The sequence below is a fragment of the Paramicrobacterium fandaimingii genome, from assembly GCF_011751745.2.
GTDB lineage: Bacteria > Actinomycetota > Actinomycetes > Actinomycetales > Microbacteriaceae > Paramicrobacterium > Paramicrobacterium fandaimingii.
The window spans coordinates 1868521-1885074 of the sequence record NZ_CP061170.1 but is presented as its reverse complement, the minus strand read 5'-3'; the positions used below and the strand labels follow the sequence as shown (position 1 = coordinate 1885074).

General features: G+C 61.6%; 16 protein-coding genes, 1 tRNA gene and 1 pseudogene. 14 read left to right on the top strand and 4 right to left on the bottom strand.

Going from position 1 to position 16554, the window contains the following annotated elements:
* Positions 1–182: 182 nt before the first annotated feature.
* Positions 183–2438, top strand: a complete 2256-nt coding sequence (locus tag HCR84_RS09145; RefSeq protein ID WP_244972451.1) for an Rne/Rng family ribonuclease — start codon at positions 183–185, stop codon at positions 2436–2438.
* A gap of 12 nt (positions 2439–2450) precedes the next feature.
* Here HCR84_RS09145 and HCR84_RS09140 read toward each other — a convergent pair.
* Positions 2451–2711: pseudogene (locus HCR84_RS09140) on the bottom strand (DUF4031 domain-containing protein); the annotation flags it as partial.
* 210 nt (positions 2712–2921) lie between these two features.
* On the opposite strand from HCR84_RS09140, the gene rplU reads away from it, so the two are divergent.
* From rplU to HCR84_RS09090, 10 genes are all read left to right on the top strand, one after another.
* Complete coding sequence (rplU, locus tag HCR84_RS09135; protein WP_166983752.1) at positions 2922–3230, top strand: 50S ribosomal protein L21; 309 nt, start codon at positions 2922–2924, stop codon at positions 3228–3230.
* 20 nt (positions 3231–3250) lie between these two features.
* A complete protein-coding gene (rpmA, locus tag HCR84_RS09130; RefSeq protein WP_166983751.1) occupies positions 3251–3508 on the top strand; it encodes a 50S ribosomal protein L27 in 258 nt (85 codons plus the stop codon).
* 90 nt (positions 3509–3598) lie between these two features.
* A complete protein-coding gene (gene obgE, locus HCR84_RS09125) occupies positions 3599–5110 on the top strand; it encodes a GTPase ObgE (protein WP_166983750.1) in 1512 nt (503 codons plus the stop codon).
* Entirely contained in the window at positions 5110–5898 is a 789-nt protein-coding gene (gene proB / locus HCR84_RS09120; protein ID WP_434063537.1) for a glutamate 5-kinase, read from the top strand. Before obgE ends, proB begins: the two co-directional genes overlap by 1 nt.
* Positions 5899–5920: 22 nt before the next feature.
* Positions 5921–7186 carry a glutamate-5-semialdehyde dehydrogenase gene (locus HCR84_RS09115; protein WP_166983749.1) on the top strand — a complete coding sequence of 422 codons (1266 nt, stop codon included), beginning with the start codon at positions 5921–5923 and terminating at the stop codon, positions 7184–7186.
* 48 nt (positions 7187–7234) lie between these two features.
* Positions 7235–7453, top strand: a complete 219-nt coding sequence (locus tag HCR84_RS09110) for a hypothetical protein (protein ID WP_166983748.1) — start codon at positions 7235–7237, stop codon at positions 7451–7453.
* 18 nt (positions 7454–7471) lie between these two features.
* Positions 7472–8071, top strand: coding sequence for a nicotinate-nucleotide adenylyltransferase (nadD, locus tag HCR84_RS09105; RefSeq protein WP_166983747.1), 600 nt, complete (start codon positions 7472–7474; stop codon positions 8069–8071).
* A 758-nt stretch (positions 8072–8829) separates the two neighbouring features.
* On the top strand, positions 8830–9174 hold the full coding sequence (locus HCR84_RS09100; protein WP_166983746.1) for a hypothetical protein: 345 nt from the start codon (positions 8830–8832) through the stop codon (positions 9172–9174).
* 28 nt (positions 9175–9202) lie between these two features.
* On the top strand, positions 9203–9571 hold the full coding sequence (gene rsfS, locus HCR84_RS09095; RefSeq protein WP_166983745.1) for a ribosome silencing factor: 369 nt from the start codon (positions 9203–9205) through the stop codon (positions 9569–9571).
* Between the two features lie 85 nt (positions 9572–9656).
* Positions 9657–9732: transfer RNA gene (locus HCR84_RS09090), tRNA-Ala, on the top strand.
* 25 nt (positions 9733–9757) lie between these two features.
* Here the strand turns inward: HCR84_RS09090 and HCR84_RS09085 are convergent.
* Positions 9758–10693 (bottom strand): LysR family transcriptional regulator, encoded by a 936-nt coding sequence (locus HCR84_RS09085; protein ID WP_166983744.1) that lies wholly within the window; start codon positions 10691–10693, stop codon positions 9758–9760.
* 77 nt (positions 10694–10770) lie between these two features.
* On the opposite strand from HCR84_RS09085, the gene HCR84_RS09080 reads away from it, so the two are divergent.
* From HCR84_RS09080 to HCR84_RS09070, 3 genes are all read left to right on the top strand, one after another.
* On the top strand, positions 10771–12507 hold the full coding sequence (locus HCR84_RS09080; RefSeq protein WP_166983743.1) for an L-aspartate oxidase: 1737 nt from the start codon (positions 10771–10773) through the stop codon (positions 12505–12507).
* Positions 12508–12621: 114 nt separating this feature from the next.
* The gene (locus HCR84_RS09075; protein ID WP_166983742.1) at positions 12622–13893 is read left to right on the top strand and encodes an anthranilate synthase component I family protein; all 1272 of its coding nucleotides are present in this window, start codon (positions 12622–12624) and stop codon (positions 13891–13893) included.
* A 39-nt stretch (positions 13894–13932) separates the two neighbouring features.
* Positions 13933–14337 carry a YchJ family protein gene (locus tag HCR84_RS09070; RefSeq protein WP_166983741.1) on the top strand — a complete coding sequence of 135 codons (405 nt, stop codon included), beginning with the start codon at positions 13933–13935 and terminating at the stop codon, positions 14335–14337.
* A gap of 11 nt (positions 14338–14348) precedes the next feature.
* Here the strand turns inward: HCR84_RS09070 and HCR84_RS09065 are convergent, their stop codons facing one another.
* Complete coding sequence (locus tag HCR84_RS09065) at positions 14349–15398, bottom strand: FUSC family protein (RefSeq protein WP_166983740.1); 1050 nt, start codon at positions 15396–15398, stop codon at positions 14349–14351.
* A gap of 9 nt (positions 15399–15407) precedes the next feature.
* Complete coding sequence (locus tag HCR84_RS09060) at positions 15408–16535, bottom strand: winged helix DNA-binding domain-containing protein (protein ID WP_166983739.1); 1128 nt, start codon at positions 16533–16535, stop codon at positions 15408–15410.
* Positions 16536–16554: the final 19 nt, after the last annotated feature.

Below are 16554 nucleotides of genomic sequence, written 5' to 3'. Positions count from 1 at the left end.
GCTTATTGGGCACAGACTGCCCAGTGTTGTAATTCGGTCGGAGTGACCGAGGGTTCGCGATGAGTGCGTCAAGCCGATCGCGATCAACAGGAGTGTGGAGGAGTTCGCTGAGGCGCATCTTCCCTTTGAGAGTTCCCGGATGGATGGCGCGGCTGTCCGTCCGGTCGAGGAGTGCACCAGAGATGGTGGAAAAAGAGAACACGACAAATGCCGTTGACCCCGTCGACGAGCCAATTGACACGACAGAGACACAGAAGGTCGAACCGGCAGAAGAGACTGTGAGCACGGATGCCCCCGGGGAGCCCAGCGAAGCAGATATAGACCACAGTGCGGGCGGTGACGCCTCAACGACGGGCGTGACGGGCGCCGAAGTGCCAGCAGAGAAGACGGCTGCTGTGGCTGTCCCGTCAACACAGCTCCTCTTTAAGGCGCCCGATATCACCCCTCTGCCGCCGCTGCCGAAGTTGGACGATCGCGACTCGGGTGACGATGGAAATTCTCGTCGGCGGTCGCGCCGTCGCAGAAGCGGTGACAGCGATGGGCCGTCTCAAAATGAGCCCGAGCCGATTACGGAACCGCAGAAGGTCAAGGGCTCGACGCGGCTTGAAGCGAAGAAGCAGAGACGACGTGACGGTCGTGACGCTGGTCGCCGCCGCACTGTTGTCACCGAGGCCGAGTTTTTGGCACGCAGGGAGTCCGTCGATCGCAAGATGATCGTGCGCTCGAAGAGCGGCCGCATTCAGATCGGCGTGCTTGAGGACGATGTTCTCGCCGAGCATTACGTTGCGCGTTCGCAGGAATCTTCGCTCATCGGAAACGTCTATCTCGGTAAGGTGCAGAACGTGCTTCCGAGCATGGAGGCGGCGTTCGTCGACATCGGCCGTGGACGCAACGCCGTTCTGTATTCGGGTGAGGTCGACTGGGACTCCGTTGAGACGGGAAACCAGCCGCGCCGCATCGAACTGGCGCTCAAGCCGGGGGACAAGGTTCTCGTGCAGGTGACGAAGGATCCTGTTGGGCACAAAGGTGCGCGTCTGACGAGCCAAGTGTCGTTGCCCGGGCGCTATCTCGTTTACGTGCCAAACGGATCGATGAATGGCATCTCGCGCAAACTGCCCGACACGGAGCGAGCGCGCCTCAAGAAGATTCTCAAGGCGATTCTGCCTGAGAACGCAGGCGTGATCGTCAGAACGGCGGCCGAGGGCGCCACGGAAGAACAGCTCACGCGAGACGTGAATCGACTCACCGCCCAGTGGGAATCGATTCAGAAGCAGGTGGAGAACGGGCAGGCCCCAGCGCTCCTTCATTCCGAGCCCGATCTTCTCATCAAGATTGTTCGAGATGTCTTCAACGAGGACTTCCACAACATGGTGATTGCCGGCTCCGACGCGAAACAGACGATCGAGAAGTATCTGAGCCAGGTCGCTCCAGACCTGCTCGAGCGTGTTGAGACGTACGACGGCGGCAAGGATGTCTTCGACGAGTACCGCATCACCGAGCAGATTGAGAAGGCGCTCGACCGCAAGGTGTGGCTGCCTAGCGGCGGATCCCTTGTCATCGACCGCACCGAGGCCATGACCGTCGTCGACGTGAACACGGGTAAGTTCGTGGGATCTGGGGGCAATCTCGAGGAGACGGTCACGAAGAACAACCTCGAGGCTGCGGAAGAAATCGTTCGTCAGCTCCGACTTCGCGACATTGGCGGCATTATCGTCGTTGACTTCATCGACATGGTACTTGAGTCGAACCGCGACCTCGTTCTGCGCCGCCTCGTCGAGTGCCTCAGTCGCGACCGCACGAAGCACCAGGTCGCTGAGGTCACCTCTCTCGGTCTTGTGCAGATGACTCGCAAGAAGCTCGGTCTCGGGCTTCTCGAGACGTTCAGCGAAGCCTGCGACGCGTGCGCAGGTCGCGGCGTCGTCGTGCATCACGAGCCCGTGTCGAAGCACCGTCAGTCTGGCTCTGACAATGGCGGGCGGAAGCGTCGCGGCAACGGCGGGGGCTCCCACGGGGGCAACGGCACCAGCGGTGGGCACAGCCCGCAGAAGTCAGCGGGTGCCGCTCACTCAATTACGGACGACGCCAAGAAGGCGCTCTCCCAGATTGCCGCGAGCACGATTCACCCCGATGCAGACTCGGCTGAGAAGCCAGCGAGCATTGCAGAAGGCACACCAGAGCCGGAGAAACCGGCAGTCACGGATGCTGCAGAACAGGGGAGCTCTGTCGAGATTCTCGATATTCCCATTGAGCCTGCGCAGCCTGCGTCACGCCACATCGACAAGCGCGAGGCCGAGGATCTTCTCGGATCTGTACTCGATTCGCTTCCCGAGCCGAAGAAGCCAGGACAGGGCCGCAATCGCTCGCGCCGCGTAACGACAGCAGCCCTCACGGGGACGCCTGTCTCAACGAGCGACGCCGCCGACTCGTCCGAAGCGTAACGTCCGTCGTCAGCGGTCGCGTGCTCTGACGCGGAGGCCGCTGGCGATGAGCCGGCGCGTGAGTTCATTTGCCGTGACAGGCAACGCGCCAGCGACAACGAGATCATCGTGGCGCGAAGCAGGCACGTCGTAGTGGTCTCGATCGAAGCTCCGCGACGGCAGTCCAGCAGACGACGCGAAGGCGTGAAGCTCGGCGATTGAGCTGTCACTGACCAGGTGGGACCACACCGTTCCGTGTGCTGGCCACAGTGGCGGGTCAATCAAGATGGTCATGATTCCTAATTCTAGGAACACGCGAGCGCTTCATTTGTCGAAACTCCGTGCAATGAAGTAAACTCGATCGTTGGTGACTGGCTTATCCCCGTGTCGCCACATGGTTTTCTGACAGGCACACCTCTTTTCCCGCTGGGTATGTCTGGAGCAGTGACTTTTCCTTTGACAGACAAGCGGAGCTTTTGCTCCTCAGAGAAGTAGGTATTCCAAGTGGTTTACGCAGTTGTGCGCGCCGGTGGTCGGCAGGAGAAGGTCGAAGTCGGCACCATCGTGACGTTGGATCGTATTCAGGCAGACAAGAACGGCAATGTCGAGCTTGCCGCAGTGCTTCTGGTTGACGGTGACAAGGTCACCACAGATCAGAAGTCACTCGCGAAGGTCACCGTCACCGCTGAGGTGCTCGGAGATCTGCGCGGGCCGAAGATCCACATTCAGAAGTTCAAGAACAAGACCGGTTACAAGAAGCGTCAGGGGCACCGTCAGGAGCTTACGCGCGTCAAGGTCACCGGAATCAAGTAAGGCATCGAGGAGATAACGAGATGGCACACAAGAAGGGTGCGAGTTCTACTCGCAACGGTCGCGACTCGAACGCCCAGCGCCTCGGTGTGAAGCGCTTCGGAGGGCAGAGCGTCAACGCAGGCGAGATCATCGTTCGTCAGCGTGGCACTCACTTCCACCCCGGCGCCAACGTCGGTCGCGGTGGCGACGACACGCTGTTCGCGCTGTCGAACGGATCAGTTGAATTCGGAAACAAGGGTGGCCGCAAGGTCGTCAACATCGTGACGGTCGACGCGTAGTCGAAGACAGGTTCACAACAGGGGCGGGCATTTGCCCGCCCCTGTCCTATTTCCGGCACCATTGAAGCGGAAGAACTCGAGGAGGGCGCTGTGACGACATTCGTCGATCGCGTGACACTGCACGTGAGTGCGGGCAAAGGCGGCAACGGCTGTGTGTCTGTGCGCCGCGAGAAGTTCAAGCCGCTCGCCGGCCCGGACGGCGGAAACGGCGGAAACGGCGGCGACATCGTTTTGCTTGCCGATCCGCAGGTTACGACGCTGCTGCCGTACCACCGCTCGCCGCATCGGATGTCGGAGAACGGCGGGTTCGGCATGGGCGATTACCGCCACGGCGCGGCGGGCGAGGAGCTGGTTCTGTCCGTTCCTGTGGGAACGGTTGTCAAGAACGACAACAGTGAGACCCTGATCGATCTGACGGAGCCAGGCACGAGATACGTCATCGCCGAGGGCGGCTACGGGGGGCTGGGCAACTCAGCGCTGGCGTCGACGAAGCGCAAGGCACCCGGTTTCGCGCTTCTCGGAACTCCCGGTCAGTCGGGGGACATCGTCCTCGAGCTCAAGACGATCGCCGATGTTGCATTCGTCGGCTTTCCCTCCGCGGGAAAGTCCAGCCTGATCGCCGCGATCTCCGCGGCAAAGCCGAAGATCGCCGATTATCCGTTCACGACGCTTCATCCCAATCTTGGTGTTGTCCAGGCAGGGCAGTACCGATACACGGTCGCTGATGTTCCGGGGCTGATCGAGGGCGCAAGCGGCGGAAAGGGCCTTGGCCTCGAGTTTCTGAGGCACGTCGAGAGATGCGCGGCACTGCTTCATGTTGTCGACTGCGCGACGCTAGAACCCGGCCGTGACCCAGTGACTGATCTCGATGTGATCGAGAGGGAGTTGGCCGCGTACCCTGTTCCTGACGGGCAAGTTCCGCTGCTGGAGCGGCCGCAGCTCGTTGCACTCAATAAGGTGGACGTGCCAGAGGCACGCGAGCTCGCTGAGTTCGTTCGCCCCGAACTTGAAGAACGAGGCTATCGCGTCTTTGAGATTTCCACGGCGAGTCATGAGGGCCTTCGGTCGCTGACATTCGCACTCGGTGCGCTCGTGCAGGAGCACCGCGATCGGATGCAAGAACTCGAGGAGCAGGCGCCGCGCATCATCGTGATGCCCAAGCCAGTGAATAGGAAGCCATTCGACATCGTGGTCGAAGGCGGCACCTACGGCAATGTCTACCGGATTCTCGGAGCGAAACCCGAGCGGTGGGTGCAGCAGACAGACTTCACGAACGACGAAGCTGTGGGTTATCTTGCCGACAGGATCGCAAAGATCGGCATCGAGGACGCACTCTTCAAAGCCGGCGCATTGGCAGGCTCGACCGTCGTGATCGGGCCTGGTAAGGGTGTCGTATTCGATTGGGAGCCGACCCTCACGTCCGCAGCCGAGCTGATGACATCGCCACGTGGCACTGATCCGCGCTTCGATCAGAATGTGCGCCCGACGAGGGAACAGCGCAGAGACGCTTACTACGATCGGATGGACGCGAAGGCGGAAGCCCGAGAGCAGCTTGAGAGCGAACGTGAAGCTGGGCTGTGGTCTGAGGACCAGCAGGACTGATGATCGCCTCGCAGTCGGAGATCGGCAGCGCTCGTCGCATTGTCGTAAAAGTGGGCTCGTCGTCGATCAGTGGAGTCAATAGCGGACAAGTCGAGCCACTTGTCAATGCCTTGGCGACGGCGCACTCCCTCGGCATCGAAGTGATTCTCGTCTCCTCGGGCGCCATCGCCACTGGAATGCCGTATTTAGGCCTCGAGAGTCGCCCAGAAGACCTTGCAACGCAGCAGGCTGCTGCTGCCGTCGGACAGAATGTGCTCGTCTATCGATATCAGGACAGCCTTGACCGGTATGGCATCGTCTCCGGACAAGTCCTTCTGACGGCTGGTGACCTCGACGATCCGAACTCGCGCAGCAATGCGAGGCGTGCGATGGAACGGCTGCTGAGCCTGAGAATCCTCCCGATCGTCAACGAGAACGACACGGTAGCAACGCACGAGATCCGCTTCGGAGACAACGACCGTCTTGCGGCGCTCGTGGCCACGCTCATCGGTGCCGAAGCCATGGTGATGCTGAGCGATGTCGACGCCATCTACACGCGCCCACCGGAGATACCCGGTGCGGAACGCATTCGCATTGTTTCGCCTGGGGATCAGCTTGCTGGAGTGGAATTCGGTGAAGCGTCGCGTACCGGGGTCGGGACGGGAGGCGCCTCGACCAAGGTTTCTGCGGCGAGGCTCGCCGCAAGCCGCGGAACCGGCGTGCTTGTCACGTCCGCTTCGCAGATCGGCGAGGCGCTGCGCGGTGCCGACGTGGGGACATGGTTCTCGCCACAATCGAATGCGAGCTGAGTCACGCCGCTAGAATCAGACAATGATCGAAGCTACCCCTCTCAACACCGTGCGCGAGCGACTTGAGGCGGCTCGGCGTTCTTCGAGGGCGCTCGCTGTGACGACGGGCACCGAACGGGAGTCTGCGCTTGAGACGATTGCTGTCGCTCTGGACAGGGACTCCGATGCGATACTGAGCGCGAATGCCGCAGACATCGCCAGAGGCCGGGAAAATGGGCTTGCTGACGGTCTCATCGACAGACTGACGCTGACCAGTGAGCGCATCGCAGCACTGTCTGCCGCCGTGCGAGAGATTGCTGCTTTGAGTGATCCTCTCGGCCAGGTGGTGCGTGGAAGCACCGCGGCAAACGGGATGCGAATCGAACAGGTGCGAGTACCGTTCGGCGTGGTCGGAGCAATCTACGAAGCGCGTCCGAACGTCACCGTCGACATTGCGGCATTGGCATTGCGCAGCGGGAACGCGGTTGTGCTGCGCGGCGGCTCAGCGGCGATTGCCAGCAACACTCAGCTTGTCGCAACCCTTCGCGGGGCTCTCGAGAGCACTGATCTGCCCGCTGACAGCATTCAGACGATCGATGATTTTGGCCGCGACGGCGCGGCAGAACTCATGCGATCCCGCGGGCTCGTCGATGTGCTTGTTCCTCGAGGAAGCGCGAGCCTCATCGAGACCGTCGTCGCGGAATCGACAGTTCCCGTGATTGAGACCGGGGCCGGCGTCGTGCATGTGTACGTGGATGCCGATGCCGACGAGTCGATGGCCGTGTCCATTGTTCTCAACGCCAAGACCCACAGACCCAGCGTCTGCAATGCCGCGGAGACTGTTCTCATTCATCGAGATGCGGTACCTCGCATTCTTCCGGCCCTGCTCGATGCCCTTCGCCAAGCGGGCGTGACGGTGTGTGGTGATGCCGAAGCACAGAATTTCTCAGCAAACGTCGAGCCAGCAGCAGCTGATGAGTGGGCAACCGAGCATCTGGACCTGACGCTGGGGCTGCGCATTGTGGGCACACTCGACGAAGCGATCGACCATATTGCCGCATATTCAACGCACCACACAGAGTCCATCGTGACGAACAACGTGCGAAACTCCGAGAGGTTTCTCGCTCACGTAGACTCCGCCGTCGTCATGGTTAACGCGTCGACACGATTCACCGATGGAGGCGTCTTCGGCTTTGGTGCCGAAGTGGGCATCTCCACGCAGAAACTCCATGCACGCGGGCCCATGGGACTCACCGAACTGACAAGCACGAAGTGGCTTGTTCGCGGTGACGGCCAAGTGCGTGCCTGACCTGTAGACTTGTCGGGTCGGCGATAAGCCGCAAGAAACGGAGAGAACATGTCGTTTGCGACGATCCTGATGGCCGAGTCCGAGCACGTGGTGAATGAGCTGCCGATGCCGGGCGTCATGTTCGGCGTGATCGCGATCGTCGTCTTCCTTTTTCTTGGCGTGATCACGTTCACGTACCGCGACGTCGCGAATCGACACAGTCACAAGACCGGCTCCGCTCCCACAGCGCACACCTACGACACTCCAGACGCTGACACGCATCATTAAGCACGGTGTGAAGCCGTGATGACAGCCACTGCAGCCCGTCCGCGCATCGGGGTGATGGGCGGCACTTTCGATCCCATTCACCATGGGCACTTGGTTGCCGCCAGCGAAGTCGCGCACTCGTACGATTTGGACGAGGTGATTTTCGTTCCGACGGGTGAGCCGTGGCAGAAATCTCAGGTGAGCCAGAGTGAGCACCGCTACTTGATGACCGTCATCGCGACGGCAGCCAACCCCCAATTCACGGTCAGTCGCGTCGACATCGACCGTTCAGGGCAGACGTACACGATCGACACGCTCCAAGACCTGAAGACGCAGCGGCCCGATGCCGACCTCTTTTTCATCACGGGCGCCGATGCGATCGCTCAGATCTTCAGCTGGAAGGATCACGCAGAGCTGTTCTCGCTTGCACATTTCGTCGCTGTGAGTCGTCCGGGACATACCTTGAACATTTCTGGATTGCCAACGGAGCACGTAAGCTTGTTGGAAGTTCCGGCACTTGCGATCTCGTCGACGGATTGCCGAAGCCGGGTCAGCAGGGGGCATCCCGTGTGGTATCTGGTTCCGGATGGTGTCGTGCAGTACATCACGAAATATCATCTGTATCGGAGTAGTGAATGACCTCGTTTTCAGACGAGCAGCCACTCTCACGGCGACAACGACGCGAGAGGCTGCGAGCACAGCAGGCGCAAGACAGCGTTCTGCAATCGAAGCCTGTCTCGGAGACGGAATCGTCCGAGACTCCTCCCGAATCAGAGACTCCACCCGAAACGACCGCAGCAGCAAGGGCACCGGAGACGCCCACGGAGATCACGCCGGAAAAGAACGATGATTCAGGCGCGCAGGCACCTCGGAGCGAAGACGAGACAGCCTCTGGCGAACGACCACTGACACGTCGGGAGCTTCGTGCCCTCCGGGCCGAGACAGGGGCAACGGCGGTCATCCCACCGTCTGAGGACGCTGATTCAGCGAAACAAGCTTCTGCGCCGAAAGAGCCTTCTGCGCCGGCTGTATCTGATGCGCCAAAGCCGAAGACAGCCTCATCCTCCGCAGATGATGAGAAGCAGGCGCCACAAAAGTCGAAGGGCGCCAAGCTTGGAATCGGGCGTAAGAAGACTGAGGCAAAGGATAAGAGCAACGATTCGGCAGAACCTCAGAAGCCCGGGCCAGTAACGCCACCGGCCGCAGCGGAGAAGAAGTCGGAATCTGCCTCGGAACTCGCTCACGACGTGCCAAAGCTGTCGCCAACGTTTGGTGACGGGCAACGGAACACGGGAGATTCCCCTCAGCGGGCCGCGGAAGCGTTCGACACACTCGTAGCGCCCGAAGCCCGCGCTTCAGACGTGTTCACGACGTCGAGTGTGCTCATACTGCCTGGGATGCCGAGTAGGCAGACACGAACTCCTGCGCCGGGAACAGGCGAGATCATGGTGACCGGTTCCGTTGATCTCCCGAAGTCGAAGGCCCGCGATCGCGAGTCGAACGCAGAGCACTCGGACATCGACTCGGGCAGCGATAACAGCCACGAATCACCGGCCACGGCCGGCACTCCCGTTTCTGCGACGCGTGCTGTCAGCACTCACGCGGTCACGCGCGACGTCATCACTCCACCGACCAAAGCATCGAGCTCCAAACTTCTCATGATTCTGGCAATCACCGCTGGCGTGCTCTGTGTAGCCGTCATCGGCGTGGTGATCGTCGGGTTGATGACCGGGCAGTTCTGACAATCGAGAGAAAGAATACGCAGACCACGTGACAGCTACTGACGATACACGCGCACAGGTACAGCTCGCCGCTCTGGCGGCCATCGGCGCAGGTGCCGAAGAACTCGTCGCACTCGACGTGTCTGGGCAATTGCCCTTCGCAGATGCCTTTCTGATCATGTCGGGGCGCAGCGAACGCAACGTCAGCGCGATTGCCGACGCTGTGGAAGACAAGCTCGGTGAAGCTGGCACGCGCGTCAAACGACGTGAAGGTGCGGCCGAGGGTCGTTGGGCGCTCATTGACTTTGGTGATACCGTCGTGCACGTTTTCCACCCAGAGGAGCGCGACTATTATTCGCTCGAACGGCTCTGGAAGGACTGCCCCGTCATTCCGCTTGAAGAGGCCCTCGCGCGGTAGTTCGCGAACCCGGGCGCGGAGCGCGTCGATTTCTGATCGCGCGTGAGCGTGTAGTAGAGTGGGGGAGTTGCTTCGGCGACATTCTGGGTCTGTGGCGCAGCTGGTAGCGCACCTGCATGGCATGCAGGGGGTCAGGGGTTCGAGTCCCCTCAGATCCACCAAAACTGCTTATTGGGCATCCACTCATCACCTCTTCACGAGACTGATGGTCGTCGGAGCGCGTTCGACAAGCTCACCTCCCGTGGCGATGATCACCTCACGCATCGCTGCTGCCGCTCGAGTCGGCGTGACGTCAGAGCGACGCGCCAGGCTGATGGTGCGCGTGAGCAGGGGAGACGAGAGACGCGCTGATCGTAGTGTCGGTCGGTCGAGCAGAACCGTTGCCGGGACGACAGCCACGCCAAGGCCCCGCTCAACGAAGCGCAGCACGGCATCCATTTCTGCGCCTTCCACGACGATGCGGGGAGCACGGTCGGCTGACCGGAACGCGAGGTCTGTCGCTGCTCGCAGATCGTAGCTCTCGTGGAACGCAATCAGCGGCATCTGCGCGAGCTGATCGATGTCGATGCCGTGTGGAGCTGCAATGGCGGGCTGCGATGCAGAAGACACAACGACAAGTTCCTCGGTGAGCAATGGTGTGCGTGAAAGTGCGGCTCCAGTGGTCGGTGGTCCGTCAGACACGGTGATGAGGGCCATGTCCAAGTTCCCACCCGCGAGCTGCTCAATCAACAGGTGAGACCCTCCCTCTGTGATCTCCAGATCGATTCCGGGGTGCTCGGCGTGAAAGGTGTTCAGAGCCTCGGCCACGAGACTGACGCAAAGGGTCGGTGTCGCCCCCAGGCGAACGCGTCCGCGCTGGAGTCCAGCAAGCTCACCCATTTCGCTTGTTATCGCGTCGGCGTCGGCGAGCATGCGTTTCGCTCTCGGCATGAGCAGCTCGCCAGCGGCGGTGAGGGTGATATGTCCGTGTGCTCGGTGGAAGAGTTTCGCACCGAGCTCTCGTTCGAGTGAGGCGATCTGCCGGCTGAGCGAGGGTTGGGCCAGATGCAGGCCGTCCGCGGCCCTGGTGAAGTGCCCGAGGCGTGCGATTTCGACGAATCCCCGAAGCTGCTCCACATTCATGTGGATAGCCTATCTGCATCGGTTGAAGCAGGATAATGCATTGGAGGTATTGACTGCTTCCTCCTAGCGTGGAGTGCATGGCCACATCGACACGCGAACGACAGATTTCTACGACCGTCTTGGTTATTGGCACGGGAGGTTCCGGGCTGCGCGCCGCCATCGAGGTGGCAGAACAAGGCGTTGACGTGCTGGCTGTCGGCAAGCGTCCGCGTAACGACGCACACACCTCCCTTGCGGCAGGTGGCATCAACGCGGCGCTGGGCACGATGGACGTCGATGACAGCTGGCAACAGCATGCCGCGGACACGATCACCGAGAGTTACCTCCTCGCGAATCCGCACACGGTCGACGTCGTCACCCGCGGTGCCGAGCGCGGAATCCGCGACCTGGAGCGGTGGGGGATGAACTTCGCCCGCGAGGAAGACGGCCGCATCTCGCAGCGATTCTTCGGTGCACATACTTTTCGGCGCACGGCATTCGCCGGCGATTACACGGGACTCGAGATTCAGCGCACGTTGGTGCGGCGCGCCGAGCAGCTCGACGTGCCCATGGTGGATCACGTCTACATCACCCGCATCCTCGTGCAAGACAACGTCGTCTTTGGGGCGTACGGATTTGATCAGCGTGACGGCACGCGCTATGTGATTCACGCGGATGCCGTTATTCTCGCCGCCGGAGGCCACACCCGCATCTGGCGTCGCACGTCATCGCGTCGAGATGAGAACACCGGGGACTCTTTCCGTCTCGCCGTCGAAGCCGGCGCCCGCCTGCGCGACCCGGAACTCGTGCAATTTCATCCGTCTGGCATCATCGAGCCCGAGAACGCGGCAGGAACGCTGATTTCGGAAGCGGCACGCGGTGAGGGCGGCATTTTGCGCAACGCCCTCGGGGATCGCTTCATGACGGAGTACGACCCGAAGCGGATGGAGCTCTCGACGCGCGACCGGGTAGCGCTTGCCGCTTACACGGAGATCAAGGAGGGCAGGGGGACCGCGAGCGGCGGTGTCTGGCTCGACGTCTCTCATCTGCCTCGCGAGACAATTATGACCAGACTTCCGCGGGTTTATCAGACGATGCTGGAGTTGCAGATGCTCGACATCACGACGGATCCGATCGAGATCGCGCCCACGGCACACTATTCAATGGGCGGCGTCTGGGTTCGCTCTGACGATCACAGTACCGACGTTGACGGGCTCTACGCGATCGGCGAAGCATCAAGCGGGCTGCACGGGGCAAATCGTCTGGGCGGAAATTCGTTGGTCGAACTGCTCGTGTATGGTCGATTGGTCGGCCATGCGGCGATCGAGCATTCCGCCGGCCTGCACGCACAGAGACGCTCCGCGGCGGCCGTCGCAGAAGCACGGGCTGAGATCGACGATCTGCTCGTTGCCGACGGGCGAGAAAACGTGCGCGCCCTGCAACGAGCGATCCGCAATACCATGACCGAGCACGGTGGTGTCGTGCGATCGGAGGACGGCCTGCGCGCCGGTCTCGTGGAGCTCGACCTGATTGACGAGCGGATGGAAGATGTGGGAATCCACCCGGACATCGCGGGATTCCAAGACCTCGCCCACGCCTTCGATCTGAAGGCTTCTGGCGTCGCCGCCCGTGCCACTCTCGAATCGGCGCTGGAACGCCGCGAGACGCGCGGTTGCCACAATCGCAGTGATTACCCAGAGCTCGACCCAGCTCTGCAGGTGAATCTCGTGTGGTCACCAACGGGAGGTATTACCCGAGAGGAGATTCCCGACACGTCGGCCGATATCAAGGCTCTGATGCACGACGTGTCAGATGAAGGCAAGCTCGCGGAATGACGTGGCCGGCTCGGGGCGTACTCGCGTTGAGCGTGAAGATTCGCTGTGCCCAGACGGCATAATGGAAGGCGGTTGTCGCATCGGCGACAGGAGTCGAGCAGAAGGAGCATCGCCATGGCAGGGGTGCGCCAGCTCGCTGCGGCGGAGCACGAACGTGCCGATGTTCTCTACGACACACTGGTCGGTGACGATCGGTTCGGTTTCTGGTTGACCACCGCATCCCCGATCGGCCGTGTCAGCCTTCTCGGAATCGGCTCTCCCGACGGTGACATGGGTGAGCCGTGGCCAGGACGTTCCTCTCTCTGCGACGATGCAGAGCACCGCTTTTCGGGCGGCTGGATCGGGTGGTACGGATATGAGCGCGAAGCCTCTGCGTGGCTGCGCGTTTCTCGCTACGTCAGCGTTGACCATGCGACAGGCGCTGTGTGGGCACACGCGCCAGAGGACGAGATTGCGGCCTGGGTGCTCGAGGTTCAGCGAGCTCTTCATACGCCGAGTCCCGCCGCGCACTGGCCCACGGCAACGGTGCGTCGAGAGGCACGCGCCCGGCACACTCCCGATGAGTACGCGACGATGATCGCGTCCGCTCTCGAATCGATCAGATCGGGTGATGCGTACCAACTGTGCCTCACGACGCGATTCACCGTTGACGGGCCAGTTGATCCGCGTGCGGTGCACGCCGAGATGCGAGAGGCGGATGCTCCGTACACGGCCCTGATCAGAGTAGGAGAACGAGCACTCGTGGCATCGTCGCCCGAGCAGTTTCTGCAGCTGACAGCATCCGGAGCTCTCTCGACGAGTCCGATCAAAGGCACGCGTCCGCGCGGAAGAGATGCGAAGACAGACGCCGAGCTCGCCACGGAGCTCGAGCACGATGCAAAAGAACGCGCAGAAAACCTGATGATCGTCGACCTCATGCGCAACGACCTGAGCCGCGTATGCGAGCGAGGAAGCGTCGAGGTCGCTCGACTCTTCGACGTGGAGTCCCATGCTCACGTGCATCAGCTCGTAAGCCAGGTGACGGGGCGTCTTGCCAGCGGCAGAACTGCAGAGGACGTCGTGGCATCCGCATTTCCCGCGGGTTCCATGACCGGTGCGCCAAAGGAACGGGCCATGCAGCTTCTTTCCGCGCTTGAGGGCTCTCCCAGAGGCGCATACTCGGGATGCTTCGGTTGGATCGGAGACGACGGGGCAATGGAGCTGGCCATGACGATCCGTGGCGTCGTCATCGACGCAGACGAAGCCTACGTCGGTGCGGGAGGAGGCTTGACGATCGACTCGCGCGCGGACTTCGAGATCAGCGAGGTCGCCGTCAAGGCTCGCGCGCCACTCGCCGCACTCGGCGCAGAGGTTCCGGCTGCATGGAACAGGGAAACGAGCAGGTAGCCTCGACGGACAGCTGTTTGGAGGAGGCGGTGACACGTTATGTATGCGGTTGTCGATGACAACGATCGCTGCCCGTGCGGCAGCGGCGACATTTTCAGCGGATGCTGTGGCCCGGCCCTGTCTGGAGGGAAGCCGGCACCGACAGCCGTGCAGCTGATGCGGTCGCGCTTCACCGCGTTTGTTCTCGGCAACACGGAGCACCTTCTGCGTACCTGGCACAGCACGACACGACCAAGCACGCTCACGCTAGATGCGGGCATTGTCTGGACACGCCTTGACATCTTCGAGGTGCGCGCAGGTGGGCCGTTCGACGAAGAGGGAACCGTGCATTTCGTTGCGCAGTACCGTTCAGCAGACGGCCGTGGTCGGCAGGAGGAGAAAAGCACATTCGTTCGCGAGAACGGTAGCTGGTACTACGTCGACGGTGAATCGTCGGCGTCGTGACCTCGCCTGGATCACTCGTCGAGATCGTCTTCGGACGGAATGAGGAGCTCTTCGCGAATGCGCCGGAGATCTTCCATGAGCGACCCGATCAGAACCCAGTGCGTTGACTGCGGCGGTTTGACCTGCAGTGGCGCCGTGAGGGCAGGAAACTCGCTCGTCATCGGCTCAGGATCGGGAATCGACGGTCGCATGATGAGACGAAGGTCGTGGGCTGCGCGGGTCAGCTGATCGGCAATCGCCGTCAGTGTCGGCTCGTCGTAGAGAGTCTCGTCGTAATGGTCGCGGAATGCTCGTGTCATTCCGATGACGCGAGTGACGACGGGCCCAAATCGGTCGGTGACCTCATGAAGTTCCCTGAGATCGTCCCTGTGCGCTGATCTGCGAGGATTGAGCGACAGTGAATCTTCGCCCTCTTCGATTGCTGTCACCGCAGCATCCTTCATCGGCCGAAGCAAGCGAGCTTCGATCATGATTCGTTCGCGATCGCCGGACGACTGCGGTTCGCTGAGCGCGAGGGCGAGCCGCTCAAGAGTCGCAGCCAGTTCATTGCCGAGCAGAATGACGTTCTCGCGCACGGGCGCGATCAAAACGGGCGGAACGATGAGAATGTTCACGATGAATCCGATGGCCGCACCGATGAGCGTCTCGACGATGCGATCGACAGCGTACTCAGGGGACGACGCCCCGAGAGCGAGTACCAGCATGGCACTGATGGCCACCTGATTCGACGTTCCCGTTGTCATGCGCAGCGCCCACGACAGAAGCACAGCGACGATGATCGCGAGCATGACCACCCACGTGTACGGTCCGAACGCAAGGCTCAACAATGTGGCAATCACCACACCCGAAATGACCCCGACACTTCGCTCGACCGCCTTGCCGAACGACTGATTGACGCTCGGCTGCACCACCAAGAGCGAGGCGATCGCGGCGAAGATCGGAAGATCGACAGGAAGAACGAGGCCAGCGACAACCCAGGCGAGAACCGCCGCGACCGACGTCTTCACAACCTGAAGCAGCGGAGTGCGCTTCGCGGCTTGGATGCGCCGGGTGAGTTTCATTACTTCAGACTAATGGGGCAACCGCACCGAAACCTGTTTGCCCGTGACGCGCCCAATCTCTTGGGCAGCCGTGTGTATGCCTTGTTTCGTATGCGCAGAAAGTTCGGCGAAGGGTTGCACGTGAAGTTGCTCACCGAGCTTTCCCTTTGACCACGTGCCGACGACAGACGCACCGGCGCAGACGGTCGAACGGAACATTCCGTTCTTCGCGGGAACGATCTCGTCACGAGCGTGCGCCGGCACAGCAAAACTCCGATCAGCGTACCCGAGCATGAACTCGTCGAAGCCGGGAAGAAGTCGCACTCGCGGCCGGCAGCTCAGCGAGCTGAGGATTCGCTCGGTCTCTGCGGTTGTCGACATCCACTGCGCTCCTGATGGTGTGAGCACGGTGACAAGTTGCTCGCCGAGAGACAGGCGGGCTTCTCTGATCGTCGTAAGCGGCAATCCAAACCAGCGCGCCGCGTCTGCCTCAGAGACTGGCCCATGTCCCGTCACATAGTGCTTCAGCATCTGAGCCAGAAAATCGTCGAGGTCGGGGTTGCTGACGCGGGCTGAAGCGGGGTGCGCGCCCAGCCACGATTCCGTGTGCACGATGAGGTGCTGCTCACCGCGAAAAGGACCGTGGCAGATCAGGCCGCGTGTGCACAACTGATAAATCAGATGCGAGACGACCTCGCGGGCGGGCTCGCCCCCGTGGGCGCGCACGACAATCTCACGAAGCTCAGCGCGGCCGACTGGCTCGGAAACGCTGAGGACGTCGGTCACCGCATCGATGACGCGAGAAATAGTCGACTGAGAGATGTCCAGCCTCCGTGCCTGGCCAGCCATTCCTCCCAGCACACGCTTGCGCGTGACCGCAGCCATCGGCAGAAGATCTTCTGCCCGCAGCACGTGAAGTGTGCCGCGCATGGGCCACCCTCGCACCAGCGTTCCGTCGTCGAAATGCCGACGTGCGTCGTGAACCGTTGTGCCCTTCGCCCGGATGGCGAGCGAGATCAAGACGCCAGGCAGGTCCTGGCCTTGCAACGCGCCGAGACGGTCAACGACTGCCGGCGCCGTGGCGATGCTCTCCCCGCTCAGCGCGAGTGAGTGCCATCGAGCGCGGCGAAGTTGTGCCGCCGTGAGCTCTGCAGTCATGCTCCGAGCGTATCGAAGC